Below are 18,343 nucleotides of genomic sequence, written 5' to 3'. Positions count from 1 at the left end.
ATGAGTCTTATGTATACAAAAGCAAATTAAATCGTCTTCATTCGTTGGTTCTCAGAATCATGGACTAAAATCATCTGCTTCAAGGAGATACTCCGATATCTTGGGGGTGAATTCACTCCCTTAGAGAAGTTGCTGACCTGGAATAAGCAAACGAATTGTAGGGGATTCTCCTTTTATTGAGATCAATGATTTCGGAATTCGAAAATATGAATGTTCTTCATGATCGGCTTGCCTTAAATTCGACCTATCCATTAGAGTAGATATTGGAGGTGTACATCATTGAAATTTAACGAGTATGTTAAAGATGAGTCTTATAGAACAGAGTCTATCCAATTGTCAAAGAAGGATATTATTGATTTTGCGAAAATTTATGATCCTCAATATATGCACATAGACGAAGCAAAAGCCAAAGAAGGCCGTTTCGGCAGCCTCATTGCTTCAGGCATGCAGACGATGAGCACGTCCTTCAAGCTTTGGGTGGAACTAGGGATATATGGAGAAGATATTGTTGCAGGAACCGGCATGAATGATATAAAGTTCATCAAACCTGTGTTCCCAGATGATGAAATTCATGTTCTAGCAGAAGTAATTGATTTGGCTCCAAAAAGGAATTATGGTGGTATCGTTACCATATTGCTCACTACTTTTAATCAACAGAATGAAAAGGTCTTTCAGGCAGAATTAAGTGCTCTGATTAGTAATTGAATTTGTACCATACGGTTTCGTTATGAATTTTGAAAATAAAAACGACCGCACATCAGGTCTGATGCACGGTCGTTTACTATACATTTTAGTCCATGTACCATTACAAAATTTCGATGTATCCTTCTGTTCCATGCACCCGAATTTGCTGCCCATCTTTTATGCGCTGGGTCGCTTTCTCCACTCCGACAATGGCTGGCAGCCCATATTCACGTGCAATCACAGCTCCATGGGTCATCACACCACCCACTTCAGTGACCAGACCTTTAATAGATACAAATAAGGGTGTCCAGCTGGGATCCGTATAGGGGGTGATGAGTATATCTCCATCTTCCAGATCTGCATTTTCAATATTGAAGATGACGCGTGCTCGTCCCTCTACGACCCCGGCAGAAACAGGCAGACCTACAATAGCATCGACTGGCAGATTTTCATGTTGGTACTGACCTGAGATGATTTCGCCATCAGACGTGAGCACACGAGGTGGAGTTAGTTTTTCATAGTATTTGTAATCGTCTCTCCGCTGGCTGATGATCTTTTCATCCAATTTATTAGTGCGTACGACTTCACGAAGTTCTTCAAAATTGAGATAGAATATATCCTCTTTTTCAATAATAACGCCCGCTTGTACAAGTCGTTCGGCTTCTTTTAATAAAGCCTGTTTGTATACGAAGTAGCGATTAATCATGCCATATTTGGGATATTCCCGATAACCGATGAAGTTGCGAACCAGGTCAATCATTCGTTTCGTTTCCTGGGCTTTGTGTTCACCGTCAGGCAATAGCTTCAATTGATCCAATACTTCCTGTTCTTTCTGCAACGCTTCCTGTCGCCCTTGCTCAAATTTCCGTTTGCTTGCATTAGGTTCAAAGTTCTTGATATTCCCCAGAATCATTGGCACAAGCGTAGTGGGTTTTTCACTCCAACGGGTTCTGGTAAGATCAATCTCTCCGGCACATCGCATTCCGTATTTGTCCAGATATTCCTGTATGGCGTCTCGGGTTTCCTGTCCGCCCTCCACCTTAATCAGCTCATCCAAAAAGTTATCCTCTTTCACATGCTGCAAATAAGCGATGACTTCCGGATACGGACGAATCACATCTGCAACATCGAGTAATGCCAGACCCATTTCCGAAGTGATATTGTTAGGTACAGATTGAGAGAGCTTATCTGCTGCATTTTTCTCACCTAACCATTCTTTTATGTTTTCATTGATCCATGCTGAAGCCTTCATGGCCGTCATGAACACATTTGAACTTCGTGGGTCAGATAGAAATTTCTTCAATTCTTTGAGATCTTCAAGGATAAAATCAAACAATTCCAATCCAGATTTGTTTTGTATGCTGCGTTTTAGCTCATCTATTGAGGCTTGATTGCTCTTAATCAAATCAGAGACAATCGTTGAATCATTTACAATATCTGCTTGGAAAGCCTCTGACGTGCTCGGTTTATTGTCAGTACGAGGACTTGAGGCTGACTCATCAGCAGGTAACAATTTTATGAAATTCTCTCGCTTGAGTATGGTTGTAAGTGCGTCCTTAAGGAGCGGATCGGATTGTCCCATGGTATTTATGAAGTTTTCTCTCATGACAGGCGAAGCCAGCCTAGGCGTAATATCAACAAACAATCTTCCACCAGCAATACGCATGGGTGCCGGAGTCGTTAATAGAAAGAAAGATAAGCCCAGAGGTTTCATGGGATCAGTCATCATTTGTTGATGCCCGACAGATAGGTACACATGATTTTCCTGGTCACTCGCTTCAGGAATCGGGTACAAAGTAGTGATTGGACGACTCTGAACAATGTAAAACGTATCATCCGCCAAACACCATTCGATATCCTGTGGAAAACCAAAATGTGCTTCAATCTGTTTTCCCATGCTTGCCAGTTCTAAAATTTGTTGTTCAGTAAGTGTTTGCGTCTGCTGCAGAACGGGATCAACCTGATGTGTATACGTCCCACCATCTTTCCGTCCATAGATCGCCAACGTTTTGGTGGCTATCCTCTTATCGACAATTTCACCATCCCGTACTTTATAACAATCGGCAGATACCAGGCCGGATACCAGCGCCTCACCCAGTCCAAAACTGGCGTCAATGGATAGCACTTTCCGGTTGGACGTAACCGGATCAGCTGTAAATAAAATTCCTGAGGCCGTTGGGAAAACCATCTTTTGTATGATAACGGATAAATGCACCTGACCATGATCAAATCCATGTTGCATACGATAAATTACCGCGCGATCTGTAAACAGGGAAGCCCAGCATTTGCTAATGTGCTGCATGATTGCTTCTTTGCCGATGATATTTAAGTACGTGTCTTGTTGACCAGCAAAAGAGGCATGTGGTAAATCTTCAGCGGTCGCACTGGAACGCACTGCATACGCATGTCCTTCTCCAAACTTGGAGAGATAGTGAGCAACTTCTTTTTCAACATCGGCAGGAATGTCTACGCCCATAATAAGTTCCCTGATCTTTCTGCTGATTTCACCAATTTGCTCTCGCTCATCACCTTTCATCATGGCTAATTGATCCAGCAAAGAATGATACGATTCGTTTTGTTCAATGGCTTGTTGATATCCAACCGTTGTCACACAAAATCCTTCGGGGACCAGTACGCCTTCAATCTTTGATAACTTCGCTAGATTTAACCCTTTTCCGCCAACGAGTGCAAGCTGCAATTTTTCCATTTCCTGAAATCCGATAACCAAAGAACTCATTCGTATCTCCCCTAACCAGTAAATTGAGAAAAAAACATTTGACAAAGAGTTTACCGCCATGATAAGATTTAAATATAAGATACAATACTTATGACTTCCACATCAAAAGAAATGTAATCTGATTATATCATTGTATTTGTTTGTATACAATATCGAAGAACCTGGGATAATTATCCAAGTTATTTTTTTGATTTCAAATAATACTAATCCTATAGAAACACGGCTCTCCTCAACCAGATTACTGTCGTGCAGCATGTTATGTATCACAGATGTTGAAGCCAACAGAAAAAGCAGCCTGTCCTCAAATAGAGGTAGGCTGCTTTTTCTGTAAGAGCATTTTCCCAGGGCGGGTAAACATTTCAGCAGGGCAATAAAATCTCAATTTTGGTACCTTGCCACTCTTTGGACTGTACATGAATTTCTCCGCCGTGTGCTTCCACGATCATTTTGGCGATGCTCATGCCGAGTCCAGAGCCAGCCGTTGATTCTTCTGTATTCGTTCCCCGATAATAGCGATTAAACAAATGCTGCAACGTTTCCTCGTCCATGCCTTTGCCATTATCTAATACACGTATGCATGCCTTATCGTTCATTCTGCCGATGGAGACGGTAACATTCACGCCTGACGGGTTATGCTTCACTGCGTTGGAAAGCAAGTTATCCATTAACCGCAGCAGCCAGGTTTCATCAGCCTGTACCCATATAGCACGCTCCTCCCCGACGTAATGAAACTGGTACTCCGACAGGGTAACGTCATTAACGTACTTCAGTACGGAGCAGCGTACCAGCTCAACCAAATCGATCTTCCGAAGCTGAATCATTGAGTCGCCTTGCTTGAGTTGATGGATCATGGAAAAGTCAGAGATCAGCTCAAGCATATAATCCCCCTTTTCCCGGATCGTCGATCCCATGGTTCGCATCTCCTCTTGGCTCCATTGTTCCGGTAAGCTCTCCAGCATATATCCATAACCTTGTATGGTGGACAGTGGCGTGCGCAGATCATGCGAAATTCCTGACATCCACTCCCTTTGCTCTTTCTCCAGCCTCTCACGCTCCTTCTCGGTTTGGGCCAATTGATCGGCCATTCGATAGAAGGATTCGATAACTTCCTTATAGAGCCTGTAGCGGTTTCGCATCGTGCCATTGGGGCGGAAAATCTTGCGCTTGTCCTTGGCGGTGAGAACCTGATCATACTGCCCACGTCCCATCCGTTCGAACCAGCCTGCGAACAAAATCAGCGGCTGACCGTAACGGTAGCCATGCCAGATCGATAAGGGTACTGCCAAGAGCAGCGCTAGGCCTGCAAACCACATGAGTCCGCGGGTTGCCGTATCCATTGCGGGATGTTTCAAAGGATCTCCTGTTGGATTGGGCGTATAAAGGACCCAAGTCATTCCGCTGAGCTCATCACGATGGGCGACAATATTCGTATCATAGTTGCTGGGCGATTGCTGGATCGCCAGAATGTCCAGTGGACGGTACCCCTTCTGCAAGTACGTTTCATCACCGATGGCTTGCTCGGTATGCCCCGCAGAGTTGATTACCTGCAGATAGCTGCCGGTTTCACGCAGCTGCTGATCCAGAATGGAAGCCTTCTCGCCAGATACCATCCCCTGCTGCCCGTATGCGTCAAACCAGGTCATGAGCTGGTCAAGGTCAGGACTTTGGTAGCCAAGGATGTACAGAACCGGCACATTAAAAGCAAAGTTCAGATGAGTTTGAACAGCATACGTTCCAAGTGTTCTCGTCTCCTGCATATCAAGAAGTTGGACAACAGAATACGAAGCCGACAGTCCATCATGCGAGTTTGTATTTACTTTGTAGATGACCTCTCCTTCGGCATTTACAACCTGCATCCACATTCCTTTTTCCTCAATGAGCTTATTCCACTTGGGGGAAATCTGAATCGTCCCGTCCTTTGAAGAAGCTTCTTGAGCAATCAGTTGCAAGGCGCCAACCGGAAAGTTCCGGCGCAGCTCACTATTTGTCGTGTTTTGAAAAAATATAATGCAAGCAATGAGAGTAATCGCCAGAATAATCAGGGTATAAAAGATCAATTGATACGTGAAGTGGAAGGATATGCGCTGTTGTATCTTCATTGCTCCTGAAACTCCTTTGACAGCTTGTAGCCGAGCCCACGTACAGTCAGCAGCAGCTTTGGATTTCCTGGATCGATCTCGATCTTCTCTCGTATGCGCCGAATGTGTACCATTACCGTCGAGTCATCTCCCTGTCCGTTGATCCCCCACACCTGATCGTAGAGCTGTGTTTTGGAAAATACGACCCCCGGAAACTTGCAGAAGTGCAGCAGCAGATGGAAGACTTGGGCAGGGCAAGGAACCGGCTGTCCCTCCACGAGTAACTCCCCTTCCGCCTCGTTGACGATGAAGCGACCGAATCGGTATATCCCCGGTTCAGGACGTTTCACCTGATTTGCTATTGGAGCTTCTGACTCCAAACGGCGTATGCGTGCCTGTATTCTTGCAGCTACCTCCAATGGATTGAAGGGCTTGGTAATATAATCGTCCCCGCCCATGGCGAATCCCCTCAGCACATCTAGATCGGATGCCTTAGCTGTCAGAAACAAAATATGCGGATTTCCGTATTCACGGAGCTTGGAGACGAGCTCCAGACCGCTCCCGTCTGGGAGCGTAATGTCGAGCAGGACGATATCCGGGGCAACGCGCTGTACCAGATGGAGAGCTTCCGCACAGGTGGAAGCATCGTACAGCTGATGGAACCCTGCCCTACGGAGCACCATTTGCAGCATGGTGACAATCGAAGGCTCGTCGTCGACAATTGCGATTTTAATATCATTTTGATTGGTCATCGTTTTCACCCATTTCATCGTAGCATACTCACATTAACAGAACCTAAACAGTTTGAGCAAACTTAAGCGCTTGTTCATCAACGCGTTTAGGCTCTGTTTCAGTAACGCTGTTAGCATAGGAAATGAGAAACCGCGGCAAATCCACTTTGTTTTAGGAGGAAACCATTTGATTATAATGACACAGCAAGCCTCACAGATGGGAGCCAATGCCGTAATCGGCGCCAATTTGAATTACGAAGTAGTGCGTCAAGATATGCTCATGGTCGCTGTCAGCGGAACGGCAGTTATTATCAATTCACTATAAGGAGCTTACATGCAGATGAAAAAAATCACGGCTTCAATCCTGTCCCTATGTTTACTTACCTCCGGACTCTCATCCGTTCATGCAGCAGAAAAAGCGTTATCCGTATCGCTGAATGGCGAGTCGATCCAGTTCAATCAGACCCCAGCAGTCGTAGAAAAAGGAGTAACTTTCGTCCCCGTTCGTCTCTTACTGGAGAAGATGGATGTCCATGTGAAATGGGATAAAGCGACCCATACGGTCACAGGTGTCAAAGATGGTCTTTCCTTATCTCTCAAGGTTGGCAGCACGAATGCAATTTCAAATGGCCATGCAGTCAATTTGGATGCAGCGCCAAAGCAAATTCGGAATATAACGTATGTGCCGCTCCGCTTTGTCGCTGAAACTGCGGGATATCAAGTGGCCTGGGATCAAAAGCTGCGCCAGGTTTCCCTTACTTCCAAGCATCAATCCAATGAAAGCCAAGGGTTCCTATGGAAAGTAGAGCATAAAGGCAACACAGTATATCTGCTCGGCTCCATTCACTATGTACAGGAAGGCATGTACCCTCTTCGTCCAGAGATTGAAAATGCGTTGAACGCTGCGGATTACTTGGGTGTGGAGGTTGACTTGTCCAAGATCGCTCCTGAAGAATTGCAAAAACATATATTGGACCTTAGTGTATATAAAGACGGCACGACACTGAAAGATCATATATCTCCAGATACGTATGACAAGGTTACGGCATTACTGAAAGCGAACGGGTTGCCAGAAAACAGCTTCGATAGCTTTAAACCGTGGTTCGTTCAACAAAACATTCTGGTCATTATCGTTGGAAATGAAGGATATCAATCAGAGATAGGGATTGACCAGTATCTGATCAATAAAGCCAATCAAGCAACCAAACCGGTTATTTCGCTGGAAACTATTGATTCCCAGTTCCAAACGAACAACAACTACTCCGACGCTCTGCAGGAAAAACTGTTGCTGCAAACCGTAGACCCATCTGCTCCGGTCATCCTTTCTCCAGATGGAGGACTTGATGATCTTTCCAAAATGTGGATTGAAGGCGATGATAACGCATTAAATGAATATACTAATTCTTCGGATTGGGATGCTGAATATCACAAAGCCCTTCTGACTGACCGCAATATGGACATGGCTGAGAAGGTTAAAGGCTATCTGAACAGTGATAAAAAAGAAACATATATGGTGGTCCTTGGCATGCTGCATATGCTTGGAGATCAAGGTGTAGTGCCATTGCTGGAGAAAGAGGGCTTTAAAGTGGAAAGAAAGTAATAATTATAGGTCTCCGAAGGAATAAGCCTTTTAGTCTTGTTATGAAATGGAATTTCATTTTTTTGTTACAGCTACTGGCAGTTTATGATATGGTCAGTGAGGTGCGATGAGCCCTTACACATTTACATATCATGCGAGGAGAAGATTGAAAGTGAATGAGATAAAAGCAATGGAGAAACCGATAAAATTTAGCGACCCTTTATTTGTAACGCTAGTTGCAAGTATATGTTGCTTGTTATGGGGAAGTGCCTACCCGTTTATTAAGCTTGGATATATTGCTTTTGACATCCTGTCAGAAGATATTCCATCAAAATTTGTATTTGCGGGTTACCGATTTGTTTTAGCTGGATTACTGCTCCTGTTCTTGTTTCGTGTTATGACTAAACGAAAATTTGAGCTGTCTGGAAGACAATTTTCAAGCTTAATATTACTTGGCGTGTTCCAAACGGGGCTGCAGTATATGTTTTTTTATGTAGGTGTAGCCAATATAACAGGTGTCAAAGGATCGATTATGAATGCGACAACGACCTTTTTCAGTGTTGTTCTAGCTCATTTTCTATATAAAAATGATAAACTGAGCAAAAATAAAATAGTCGGCTGTTTGCTAGGATTTATTGGCGTAATTATTGTTAATTTTCACTCCGATCTGTTGGAATTCTCCTTCTCTCTCACAGGTGAAGGTTTCGTTATTATTGCAGCTCTTATTTTTTCCATTACAGCCATATATGCAAAACATTTAACTGGCTCCATCGACGTCCTGGTTATTACCGGAGTTAGCCTGTTTGTCGGCGGACTGGCACTCACCCTACTGGGCCTCCTGCTTGGCGGCAGGGTTACACATTTTACATTTGAATCAACGGGAATCCTGATTTATTTAGTTTTACTTTCATCAGCCGCATTTTGCTTGTGGAATCTGCTTCTGAAATACAACAAAGTGGGGAAAGTATCGGTGTATAACTTTCTTATCCCTGTGTTCGGCACTCTGCTATCGGCGTTATTTCTGGGAGAAACGATTATGGAACTCAAAAATCTGATCGCATTGCTGTTCGTGTCGATCGGTATTTATATGGTCAATCGAGTAACCTCATCAAAATAATATTTTTCTGTGCAAACGAATGGAGATTACCCACTTTGATTTGGACAATAACTAACTCCCTAAATACAAAAAAGTCGCTAAGATAGCGACTTTTTTGTGTATTACGACTTCAATTTCCCACATTATAAACAAGAGTAAACGACATTTCGCAACCGAGGCTGAACGTAAGGCTCCTGACTGTTCAGCAGGTGCTGCGCATACATGACGGTGAGCTCGGAGTCCGGATCAATGATGGCCATACAGCCGGCAGCCCCACTCCATCCAAATTCGCCAAGTGGGCTTAACGAGCCGCTGCGCGACTTGGAGACATGTGTACGTACACCCAGCCCATAACCATACCCGCTCATTTGATCCCAGGAGTAATCGCCACGGGTCAGATCATTCAGATGGTCCGTGCGCATCAGTTCCACTGAAGCCGGTGACAGAATGCGCACGCCTTCCGGACTGGTCCCACGTCCAGTCAGTGCGTTCAGGAACAGTGCATAATCGCTAACGGTGGACAATAGCCCGGCACCACCGCTCTCCAATTCAGTCCCTACCCGGAATCCGTTTCCATCCATACGAACGGCTTTCTCGAGCTCATCATTGTATGCGTACTGCGGGATCAGGCGGTCTTGCTGCTCAGCGTTCAGGTCGAATGCCGTATCATTCATGCCGAGCGGTCCTGTAATTTCTTCTTGCAGATACGTTCCAAAGCGTCTGCCACTTACAACCTCCACCAAAGCTCCGAGGACATCATGACACATGCTGTAGTTCCACTGCGTACCTGGTTCAAACAGAAGCGGTTCCTTGGCGAGCGCTTTCGCGAAATCGCGTGTCGGTAGTTTGCCATTGGTGCTCTGCACAGCTTCCTGAATGCTTGGTGAGCCAATGTCATAGGAGAATCCGGCAGTCATCGTAAACAAGTCGCGTACCGTAATCGCTCTTGTCGCTTTTTCCAGTCTAATCTCGCCGTTCGGTAATGTTTTCTTTACCGTCATTTCGGCATATTCGGGCAGAAAATCGGACACTGGATCGTTCAGCAGCATTTGCCCTCTCTCAACGAGCTGAAGCGCTGCCACACAGGTCATGATTTTTGACATGGAGTAGAGATTAATGATCGCATCTTCGCCGATGGGCGTTTGCTCCTCCAGGTTGGCGTAACCATTACGGTAACGGAAAACGGTATTATTTTGATGCATCACAAGCACCTCTGCCCATGGGATTCTCCATGATGTGATACGATCAATAAATGAAGCAAGTGGTTTAAAGTCCATATTTCCCCGTCCTTCTATGTAGAATCGTATATCAATGCACAAAGTGGATCTGTGTTCATCCACATGACCCACTTATATTTAATATACGACCATTTTCGTGCATTGACCACTACCTAATAGAAAGCTATTTATAAACGATCTCTACATTTTTTAGAATCGGTACGATGACTAGAGTGTTTTGACCAGAATGATATCTATTTGTTCCTCATCCCCCATATAAAAAGAGTGCGATCCGGTTTGAACAAACCCCATTCTATGATAAAAAGCTATGGCATTGTCATTTCTTTCCCATACCCCGAGCCAGATTTTCTTCTTATTGTGTTCCAATGCGGTTTCTATGGCTTGATTTAGCAGATATTTACCCAGTCCATGCTTTTGGAATTTTTTCTTGATATAGATTCTCTCAATTTCAAGTGATGCATCACTCATTTTTTCGGATTGAGCTTCATCTCTGTTCAGCTTCAAATATCCCGCAAGTTCATCATTATAGTAGACGAAAAAGATGTCTGAACAGCTATTGGATAATTCAACCTCCAACTGTTTAGCGTTAAATGCTCTTTCCAGATAGGCTCTCATATTGTCAGGGGAATTCTGATCTTTAAATGTATCGTTAAATGTTTCTATACTAATCTCTTGTAGTTTTTGTAAATCCTCGCGTCTGCACACTCTTATTTCCACTGTCATTATGATGTATCGCTCCTTCTATGAATCAATAGCTTGTTTAGAATTTTTTGTTGCAAATACAACAATTATTATATCCTTAATTTACGCTAATTTTGTATAGTTTGCAACATAAAATAATGAAATCAGGCAGATTGAAATAGTTGGCAAACGTTTTCGGAATTTTAATACCTTTTTCCTTGAATGGACTATTTAAGCAGTCTTTCTTTATATTCTGTCGGACTAAGTCCCGTATATTCCTTAAACACTTTGGAGAAATAATGCTGATCACTGAACGATAACAGATCTGATAACTCCTTAAACTTCATCTCCGGCTGACACTCCATGAGTCTGTATGCTTCCTTAATTCTAAGGTTGGTATAGTACTGAACAAACGTGACTTGCGTTACGTTTTTAATCACTCTGCTAACGTAAGAGGGGCTGACGTGAAACTTCATGGCAATGTCATTGATGGATATTGGGGTATACTTGTTCCTTTTGATGTACTCATCCATTTGCTCAAACAGAACTTCTCTGCTCTTCCGCTCATGGGATTGAAGCATTTCAAAACATTGACCGATCCATTCCGTTAATTCACGGCAGAAATCGGCATATGTTTCTTCATCAAATAGTTTTTTTGCTCTAAGATCCAGACCAAGCCTAATTCCCGCCCCCTGCTCTTCATTCAAATGTGCGAACGTATCCACCACTAGATTGATAAATCGTTCCACTTCTTTTACATGCACGTTTTCCTCTGTCCATCGATTCATCAGCTCAGACAGCTTAAGGGCAAACCGTTCCTTCTGGTGAGCCTGTATCATGTGGATAAAATCCAATTCCAATATGTTATTCAGGGAGCCTGCCTCAGATCTTGCCATAGACACAGGTTTTCCGCTGTCCAGCACCAATCCATGGTTCAGTCGCTGATGGGTCGATAAAATGGACGAAATTTGGTGGTAAAGCTCCGGCAAATTAACCGTTTCAGACCCTACCCCTTGTCCCCCGATGATTGTATCCATACCTTGTACAACCAAATGGCGTCTTAACGATTCAAGACATTCATGTACAGAAGAATACAAATCAACAATCCCTTTATTCACAAAAACGATGAATTGATGCGGAGTTTGGCTCTGAAATACTTTACAGGAACGTGGAGCAAAAAAATCCTCCAAAGAAGCCTGTAACGTCCTTTGTCCCCATTGTTCCCGTTCCCGGGTAAAGGGCTGTCTGCGTATAATGATCATCATTTGGGCAAAAAAAGTAAAATTCTCTCCTAGCTTGAGTTCAGCATAACTATGGGAATCAACGATCTCCCGCAACTGATGAACGTTCCTTGACCTCAATTGATCGAGCTCCTTAATAACTCTGCCCATGACTTCCTCCAGCGCCTCTGGCTCAACAGGTTTCAGCAAATAGTCGAACACCTGCAAATTCAATGCTTTTCGCGTATATTCAAAATCACTATATCCACTGATTAGTATGACCTTCAACTCCGGCTGGGCGAGCTTCGCTTGCTCAATGAGGGATAAACCATCCATCTTGGGCATACGAATGTCTGTCAACAGAAGATCGATTGTCTCCTTCTGGAGCACTGCCAGCGCCTCTTTCCCATTCGTAGCCGTAACCGCCACGTGAATTGGAAAATTCAGCTTACTCAAAAGCATTTTAATATTGCGTAATATAGGTTTGCTATCCTCAACAATCATGATGTTATACATAATCTGCTCCTCCTGTGATCAATAAAAATCCTTTGTCATTGAGCCGATGATTTGAATGGTTGCCCCTTTTTCCTCGTCAGTATGATTGTTGTACATGTTAAAAATTAGCCGATTGCTGTACATCAGTTTAAGCCGGTTGACGCTATTGACGATTCCCATGCTGCCAAGTGCGGTATGGCGATCGGGGGATTGATTCATTCCGGTGCCGGACTTCTGGATATTGGATAAAATCTCTTCTATTTTGTTTGGCGGGAAGCCTTCTCCGTTATCTTTGATCTCCAAAGCCCATAATCCGTTATACTGCTTCACGGTAATTTGAATACGCCAAGGCGGTGTAATATTAAAAAAAGCATGCTCAATGCAGTTTTCCACAAAAGGCTGAATCACCAGCCGAGGCAGCCGGACCTCACTCGCCAGTTCATCAGCATCGATGTTCCACTCCAAATCTTCTTCATACTTCTGCTGCACCAACGACAAATAATGTCTCGTATGCTCAAGCTCATCCGCCATTGTCACATGTGCATAAGGGGATGAAACAATATAACGTAAACTGTCTGATAGATGTTTACACATGTCTGACACGACCTGGGTTTTCCCCTCTTGAGCAGCTATGCTGATCAAATAAAGGACGTTATGAAGGAAATGAGGAGCAATCTGAGCTTGCAGGGCGGAATTCCTGGCGGTGACTTCTTCTTGTAATGCCTTTTTCTCGCGGTCAATGGACTCCTGCAATCGCTCCATCAAATCCTGAAAAGCTTCATTCAGCAGGAGCAGGTCGTTATTTTTAGGCCGAGCCTCTACTTTCAGCTTCATATTGCTGTAATTGATGCGCCAAATCTGGCTGCGAAGCTTGCGAATCGGAAGCAGCAGGTTGCGCGTGGAGAAGAAAATGTACACAAAAGAAATGAGCATTAGCGCTGTAATCAGCAAAATGGACATGCTTTGTACAGAATGGATCGAGCCTAACACCGAATTTTTCGGTGTTACGATAAAAGTAATCCAACCCGTTTCGTGAGATGTGGCATGTGTCACATAATTATTATTTTGTTCATCAACTGCCAGTCCCTCGTCGGATAATGGCTCCGTCCACTCTAAGGCGTGCTTTCTCACTTCGGAGCCGGTCATCTGCTCCCCTTGCTTGTTTAGAATAAAAACATCCCCTGCTGTAATTCCTTCCGTAAGTTTTTGAATGTAAGCCTGATCCATTTGAATACTAAGGTATCCGTACAGCTTCCCATTCTGATCGTTTATTGTTCGGACAAATGAGATGATGTCTGCTTGTCGGAGCAGGATAAAACCATTCCCGTTCCATTCTCGCCCACTCCTGCTTTTTTCCATCATGGTACTCAGGATCGTTGGAGCATGTCCTGAACCAATATACGATGTGAGCAGCACACCTTGTTTATCATAAATGGACATGTCCTTGATGTTCATGCTGGGGCCGATCGCCTGGAACATGATATCTTTTAGTTTCCTGATTTGTTTCAGTCTTTCATAATTACTTGGAGCCAAGGAACTCTTGTCCATCGTTACAAAGATGTCCTTATTGGACAATATACGCTGGGACATCTGGTTTTGCTGCTCTACGTACAAGTCAACCTGTTCACGTACCTTTGTGGCAGTGATACGTGTGTCCTCCTCCGTTTTTTGTGTAAGCGGGCGGATAACGACAAGGTTCACATATACGATGAAGCAGCCTAACACGAACAAAAGCAGAGCCAGAAATGTCAAAAACACTTTAGTCTGCAAGCTGAATTGTGTAGCTTTATGTATAAGTTTAATCATTCTTCGTGTAGCCTCCTGTTCAGTCATGCTGTGTAACTCGTCTGCATCATGTCTAACTGTAGCATGCGTTTGAATGAAATGATAGCGATTTCAAGTTCAGGATTTTACACATAAACATTCAAACACAGACATGTACCGGAGTAGAATTGGATTTTATAATTGGACTTGTAAACGGATTCATTAAATGTCTCAGAGGGGGATTTGCATTGAAACTGCATAAAAGAAAAAAAGCAGCATCCATTGTTCTGGCCAGCCTGTTGTCCATTTCGTTGACCGCTTGCGGATCAGGGGGTACGGATTCTGGTACGACTACGAGCAATGGCAGCAAGAACGCCAAGGTCACACTCGAACTGGCCATTTCCAAGAGCTCACAGGATTCCGCGTTTATTCAGCAGGATGTTCTCGATGAGTTTGAAAAACAGACTAACATATCTGTCAATCTGCAGCTCATTCCGGCTGAGCAAACAACGACCGTGCTGCAAACCAAGCTGGCTGTAGACGAAACGCCCGATATCATTCAATACAATTTGGCCAGCGCGATTACGGACCTGAATCTTGAACGCAATTTCGAAATTCTGGATAACGAGTCCTGGGCCAGCAGAATTGTAAACAAGGATGTGCTCTCCGCTGCCGGCCATATCTACAGCTTCCATGTCAGTCAGGACACGGGCATGCAAGGAGTCGTGTACAACAAACAGATTTTTGCCGACCTGGGTCTGTCCATTCCGACAAGCTATGAACAGTTTCTGGCCATTTGTGAAAAAATCAAAGCCAGCGGCATCACTCCGGTATTCATGCCCTACAAAGATGCTTGGGCTGCGAACATTTGGCCTGCAGCAGCATTTGCCGATTTTGTAGCCAAAAATGATCCGACTTTTTTTGATGAGCTCAACAGCAACAAGAAGAAATGGTCCGATATTCCCGAGTTTAAAACATTTTTGGAGCAGCAATACGAAGTGTACACCAAGGGGTATACCAACACGGATGTGCTTAGCGACAGCTATGACATGGCGGTTGGCAAATTCCTGAACAAAGAAGTTGCGATGATGTTTATGGGAGACTGGCTAATCGAAGGCGTAGCACAGCAGGATCCAAGCATGGAACTCGGCGTATTCCCAATTCCGTCCTCCGATGATGCCAAACTGGGTGCAAGTCCGCTTGGAGGACAACTGTTCATTCCAAAGAAAGCGAAGCATTTGCAGGAAGCCAAACAGTTTCTGGACTTTATCGCCTCCAAGGAGATCGCACAACAAATCGTAGATTCCAAAGGTTATGTATCCAATTTTAGCGACGTCACGACACCAGAGTTACCTGCATACAAACAGGATATCGTCGACAATTACATCCTGCCGAAGAAAACCGTGTTGACCACGGATGCTTACATGCTGGTAGATCGCAGCGAGTTGTACAGGTTACTGCAGGATCAATTCGCTGGCGGTTTGACACCGGAGGAAGTATTGAAATCCTGGGATGAGAAGTTCAGTCAACTGATGCAGGATAAAGGCGTTTCCGGTTTCTAAGAAGTGAAATACAGGGCAGCAGGTCATTCCTGAATGATGTGCTGCCTAGCCATAACGGAGCGTGAGACATGAAAAGGGCAAAAAATTTATATTCGTATTACATGGTATTTCCGGCACTACTTATTTACTCCATCTTTTTTGTTATCCCGGCTATTGCTGCTTTCTACTACTCCTTCACGGATTGGCGTCTGGATCGAATTGATCTGAAGTTTATCGGATGGGACAATTTCGAGAAGATTTTCTCGGACAAAACGCTTATCCTGGCGCTTAAAAATACGGCGATTTTCGCCGTTGTTACAGTTGCTGGCAAAAATATTATTGGCCTGCTGCTGGCCGTGGCCCTAAATATGAGATTAAAAACGAAGAACCTGCTACGCGCAATATTCTACTCCCCATCCATACTGAGCATTCTTGTCATCAGCATCCTGTTCACACCCATGCTGCGCACGGAGGGTACGATCAATCGCGTGTTGGAGGCGGTTGGATTACATTCATTGAGTCAGGCCTGGTTGACCAATCCTTCCCTTGTCATCTGGACGATTGCCATCGTGTCCATCTGGCAAAGCGCCGGATTCCAAATGGCTATCTATCTGGCTGGGTTGCAATCCATTTCACAAGAATATTATGAAGCGGCGACGATTGACGGCGCAAGCTCCTGGAAAAGTTTTTTCAAAATTACGCTGCCCCTATTGCTGCCAGCCATCAATATTAATCTGATGTTGACACTGATTGGCGGACTCAAAGTATTCTCAGAAGTATATGTCATGACCGGCGGAGGTCCAGGCAACGCTTCACAGGTTGTGGGTACGATCATTCTCCGCTCCTTCGGTGAAGGAAATTGGGGACTTGGTACCGCAGTCAATACTCTTCTGTTTGTGGTTGTCACGATTATTGCTATACCGCTACTGATTTTCATGCGGCGTAAGGAGGTTACGGAATAACATGGGATATACACGCAAACTCGCTATTCGCAACTATATTGTTGAAGGATTTCTGCTCCTCGCCTCTTTACTCATTCTGCTGCCTCTGGTGATTCTGATTCTCGGTTCGTTCAAAACGAGCGCTGAAGTACTCAGCTTCTCCTTGAGCTTGCCGGATAAATGGCAGTTTTCAAACTATGTCCGGGTATTTGAAGAAGGTGGTCTGTCCAGGGCATTCCTGAACAGCATCTGGATTACGGGCATTTCTTCCATCATCAACATAGTTGCTTCATCAGCAGCTTCTTTCATTCTGGCACGCCGAGACACCAGAGTTTCAAACACAATATATATGTATTTTTTCATGGGACTGATTGCACCGATGTCCATCATTACGACGATTCGGGTCGTGCAGGGATTGGGCTTTTACGGCAGCATATCAAGTGTCATTCTGATTTACGCAGCACTAAATACCGCTTTCAGCGTATTTTTATATAGCGGATTTATCAAAACCATCCCGAAAGCGCTGGACGAGGTCTCGTTTCTGGAAGGCGCCAGTGTATTTGGGGTGTTTTTCCGTATCGTTACACCGCTTATCCTCCCTGTAAACGCAACAGTTGCGATCATGGTGTTTATGTCGGTATGGAATGATATCACGATTCCGGTATACTTCCTTACGAACAGTTCAACGTGGACGATGCCGCTTTCGATCTACAATTTCTACGGTAAATACAGCCGAGACTGGAATTTGATTTTTGCTAACCTTGTCCTGACTTCACTGCCTGTTTTTATCCTCTACCTGTTTGGACAGAAATATATCGTTAGCGGTCTTACGGCAGGAGCAGTCAAAGGGTGAATATTTATTTATATAGAAATAACATTAGAGACGCTTTTGGGTTCATTCCCTAAAGCGTTTTTGTTCATGTTCTCTAATTTTCATCGATCTGTATTTATCTGAAATTTTGCCTATTCGTTTATTAAAATGCCTTTTTTTTGATTATATCCAGAAGTCCAAGCATACTAATAACCCTCGAATATACTATTCTATTCCATTGATTAGGAGGTAGATTCAATGACAACATTTCTTGATGCGAGAACATCACAAAACGCAAGTTTGGCTAACTCGATTGCTATTCCGATCCTCGTAATTAACACGCCGCAATTGTTCGGCCAAATTGGTCTTCAGACAGCAGGCGCAGGAACTAACCCTAGAGCTCAATTTAAGGGGACGGTTTCTGTACAATTGCCATTAGCTCTTGTCGGCGTAACGATTACTATTGTAAGAGGTACTTTGCCGACTGACCCTGTAATATACTCAGCCACTTCCACATTTAGTTTGAGTGTTTTGGCGCCTCAAGTTATTACGTTCTCTGCGGATGATTTCAATCCTCCAATTACCCCTCAATTGACATACTCTGCATTCGTAAGCTCCAACTTGTTGGGTACGATCCGTGTTGGTCCCGAGAACTTTGATGGATTCGTTGTTTCAGATTAATAAAATTGCATGTTCCTTTAGTTCTTTCTTTCAGTCTGTTTCACCATAAAAGAAGAAAATCCAATC

General features: G+C 44.0%; 14 protein-coding genes and 1 pseudogene. 8 read left to right on the top strand and 7 right to left on the bottom strand.

Annotated features, from left to right (window positions below):
* The first annotated feature begins 279 nt into the window (after positions 1 to 279).
* Complete coding sequence (locus P364_RS0127255) at positions 280 to 705, top strand: MaoC/PaaZ C-terminal domain-containing protein (protein ID WP_024633195.1); 426 nt, start codon at positions 280 to 282, stop codon at positions 703 to 705.
* Between the two features lie 100 nt (positions 706 to 805).
* Here the strand turns inward: P364_RS0127255 and ppsA are convergent, their stop codons facing one another.
* The 3 genes from ppsA to P364_RS0127240 all read right to left on the bottom strand — a co-directional run bounded on the left by ppsA (position 806) and on the right by P364_RS0127240 (position 6,269).
* Positions 806 to 3,421: a phosphoenolpyruvate synthase gene (ppsA, locus tag P364_RS0127250; RefSeq protein WP_024633194.1), complete on the bottom strand. Its 2,616-nt coding sequence runs from the start codon at positions 3,419 to 3,421 to the stop codon at positions 806 to 808.
* A 359-nt stretch (positions 3,422 to 3,780) separates the two neighbouring features.
* Complete coding sequence (locus P364_RS0127245) at positions 3,781 to 5,520, bottom strand: sensor histidine kinase (RefSeq protein WP_024633193.1); 1,740 nt, start codon at positions 5,518 to 5,520, stop codon at positions 3,781 to 3,783.
* Entirely contained in the window at positions 5,517 to 6,269 is a 753-nt protein-coding gene (locus P364_RS0127240; RefSeq protein ID WP_236642454.1) for a response regulator transcription factor, read from the bottom strand. The genes P364_RS0127245 and P364_RS0127240 overlap by 4 nt, the downstream gene beginning before the upstream one ends.
* Positions 6,270 to 6,426: 157 nt before the next feature.
* Between P364_RS0127240 and P364_RS37025 the strand changes: the two are divergent.
* The 3 genes and pseudogenes from P364_RS37025 to P364_RS0127225 form a co-directional block, all read left to right on the top strand.
* A pseudogene (locus P364_RS37025) lies at positions 6,427 to 6,555 on the top strand (heavy metal-binding domain-containing protein); the annotation flags it as partial.
* A 15-nt stretch (positions 6,556 to 6,570) separates the two neighbouring features.
* Positions 6,571 to 7,830, top strand: a complete 1,260-nt coding sequence (locus P364_RS0127230) for a TraB/GumN family protein (RefSeq protein ID WP_024633191.1) — start codon at positions 6,571 to 6,573, stop codon at positions 7,828 to 7,830.
* Between the two features lie 151 nt (positions 7,831 to 7,981).
* Positions 7,982 to 8,926 carry a DMT family transporter gene (locus tag P364_RS0127225; protein WP_236642265.1) on the top strand — a complete coding sequence of 315 codons (945 nt, stop codon included), beginning with the start codon at positions 7,982 to 7,984 and terminating at the stop codon, positions 8,924 to 8,926.
* A 122-nt stretch (positions 8,927 to 9,048) separates the two neighbouring features.
* Here P364_RS0127225 and P364_RS0127220 read toward each other — a convergent pair whose 3' ends face one another.
* From P364_RS0127220 to P364_RS0127205, 4 genes are all read right to left on the bottom strand, one after another.
* Complete coding sequence (locus P364_RS0127220) at positions 9,049 to 10,182, bottom strand: serine hydrolase domain-containing protein (protein WP_024633189.1); 1,134 nt, start codon at positions 10,180 to 10,182, stop codon at positions 9,049 to 9,051.
* A gap of 168 nt (positions 10,183 to 10,350) precedes the next feature.
* On the bottom strand, positions 10,351 to 10,866 hold the full coding sequence (locus P364_RS0127215; RefSeq protein ID WP_024633188.1) for a GNAT family N-acetyltransferase: 516 nt from the start codon (positions 10,864 to 10,866) through the stop codon (positions 10,351 to 10,353).
* A gap of 185 nt (positions 10,867 to 11,051) precedes the next feature.
* A complete protein-coding gene (locus P364_RS0127210; RefSeq protein WP_029881334.1) occupies positions 11,052 to 12,560 on the bottom strand; it encodes a response regulator transcription factor in 1,509 nt (502 codons plus the stop codon).
* A gap of 18 nt (positions 12,561 to 12,578) precedes the next feature.
* Complete coding sequence (locus P364_RS0127205; protein WP_024633187.1) at positions 12,579 to 14,345, bottom strand: cache domain-containing sensor histidine kinase; 1,767 nt, start codon at positions 14,343 to 14,345, stop codon at positions 12,579 to 12,581.
* Positions 14,346 to 14,551: 206 nt separating this feature from the next.
* Between P364_RS0127205 and P364_RS0127200 the strand changes: the two genes are divergently transcribed.
* From P364_RS0127200 to P364_RS0127185, 4 genes are all read left to right on the top strand, one after another.
* The gene (locus P364_RS0127200) at positions 14,552 to 15,865 is read left to right on the top strand and encodes an ABC transporter substrate-binding protein (protein ID WP_024633186.1); all 1,314 of its coding nucleotides are present in this window, start codon (positions 14,552 to 14,554) and stop codon (positions 15,863 to 15,865) included.
* Between the two features lie 68 nt (positions 15,866 to 15,933).
* On the top strand, positions 15,934 to 16,806 hold the full coding sequence (locus tag P364_RS0127195) for a carbohydrate ABC transporter permease (protein ID WP_024633185.1): 873 nt from the start codon (positions 15,934 to 15,936) through the stop codon (positions 16,804 to 16,806).
* A gap of 1 nt (position 16,807) precedes the next feature.
* Positions 16,808 to 17,638 (top strand): carbohydrate ABC transporter permease, encoded by an 831-nt coding sequence (locus P364_RS0127190; RefSeq protein WP_024633184.1) that lies wholly within the window; start codon positions 16,808 to 16,810, stop codon positions 17,636 to 17,638.
* Between the two features lie 216 nt (positions 17,639 to 17,854).
* The gene (locus P364_RS0127185; RefSeq protein WP_024633183.1) at positions 17,855 to 18,277 is read left to right on the top strand and encodes a hypothetical protein; all 423 of its coding nucleotides are present in this window, start codon (positions 17,855 to 17,857) and stop codon (positions 18,275 to 18,277) included.
* Positions 18,278 to 18,343: the final 66 nt, after the last annotated feature.

The sequence above is a fragment of the Paenibacillus sp. MAEPY2 genome (assembly GCF_000499205.1).
In the GTDB taxonomy this organism is placed as follows: domain Bacteria; phylum Bacillota; class Bacilli; order Paenibacillales; family Paenibacillaceae; genus Paenibacillus; species Paenibacillus vandeheii.
Note: the sequence above shows the minus strand (reverse complement) of the source record. Positions and strands in the feature narration are given on the sequence as shown.

Bases quoted from the DNA above. Each gene is read 5' to 3' on its own strand.
- ppsA (WP_024633194.1), bottom strand. From the start codon at position 3,421: ATGAGTTCTTTGGTTATCGGATTTCAGGAAATGGAAAAATTGCAGCTT.
- P364_RS0127245 (WP_024633193.1), bottom strand. From the start codon at position 5,520: ATGAAGATACAACAGCGCATATCCTTCCACTTCACGTATCAATTGATC.
- P364_RS0127240 (WP_236642454.1), bottom strand. From the start codon at position 6,269: ATGAAATGGGTGAAAACGATGACCAATCAAAATGATATTAAAATCGCA.
- P364_RS0127230 (WP_024633191.1), top strand. From the start codon at position 6,571: ATGAAAAAAATCACGGCTTCAATCCTGTCCCTATGTTTACTTACCTCC.
- P364_RS0127220 (WP_024633189.1), bottom strand. From the start codon at position 10,182: ATGGACTTTAAACCACTTGCTTCATTTATTGATCGTATCACATCATGG.
- P364_RS0127215 (WP_024633188.1), bottom strand. From the start codon at position 10,866: ATGACAGTGGAAATAAGAGTGTGCAGACGCGAGGATTTACAAAAACTA.
- P364_RS0127210 (WP_029881334.1), bottom strand. From the start codon at position 12,560: ATGTATAACATCATGATTGTTGAGGATAGCAAACCTATATTACGCAAT.
- P364_RS0127205 (WP_024633187.1), bottom strand. From the start codon at position 14,345: ATGATTAAACTTATACATAAAGCTACACAATTCAGCTTGCAGACTAAA.
- P364_RS0127195 (WP_024633185.1), top strand. From the start codon at position 15,934: ATGAAAAGGGCAAAAAATTTATATTCGTATTACATGGTATTTCCGGCA.
- P364_RS0127190 (WP_024633184.1), top strand. From the start codon at position 16,808: ATGGGATATACACGCAAACTCGCTATTCGCAACTATATTGTTGAAGGA.
- P364_RS0127185 (WP_024633183.1), top strand. From the start codon at position 17,855: ATGACAACATTTCTTGATGCGAGAACATCACAAAACGCAAGTTTGGCT.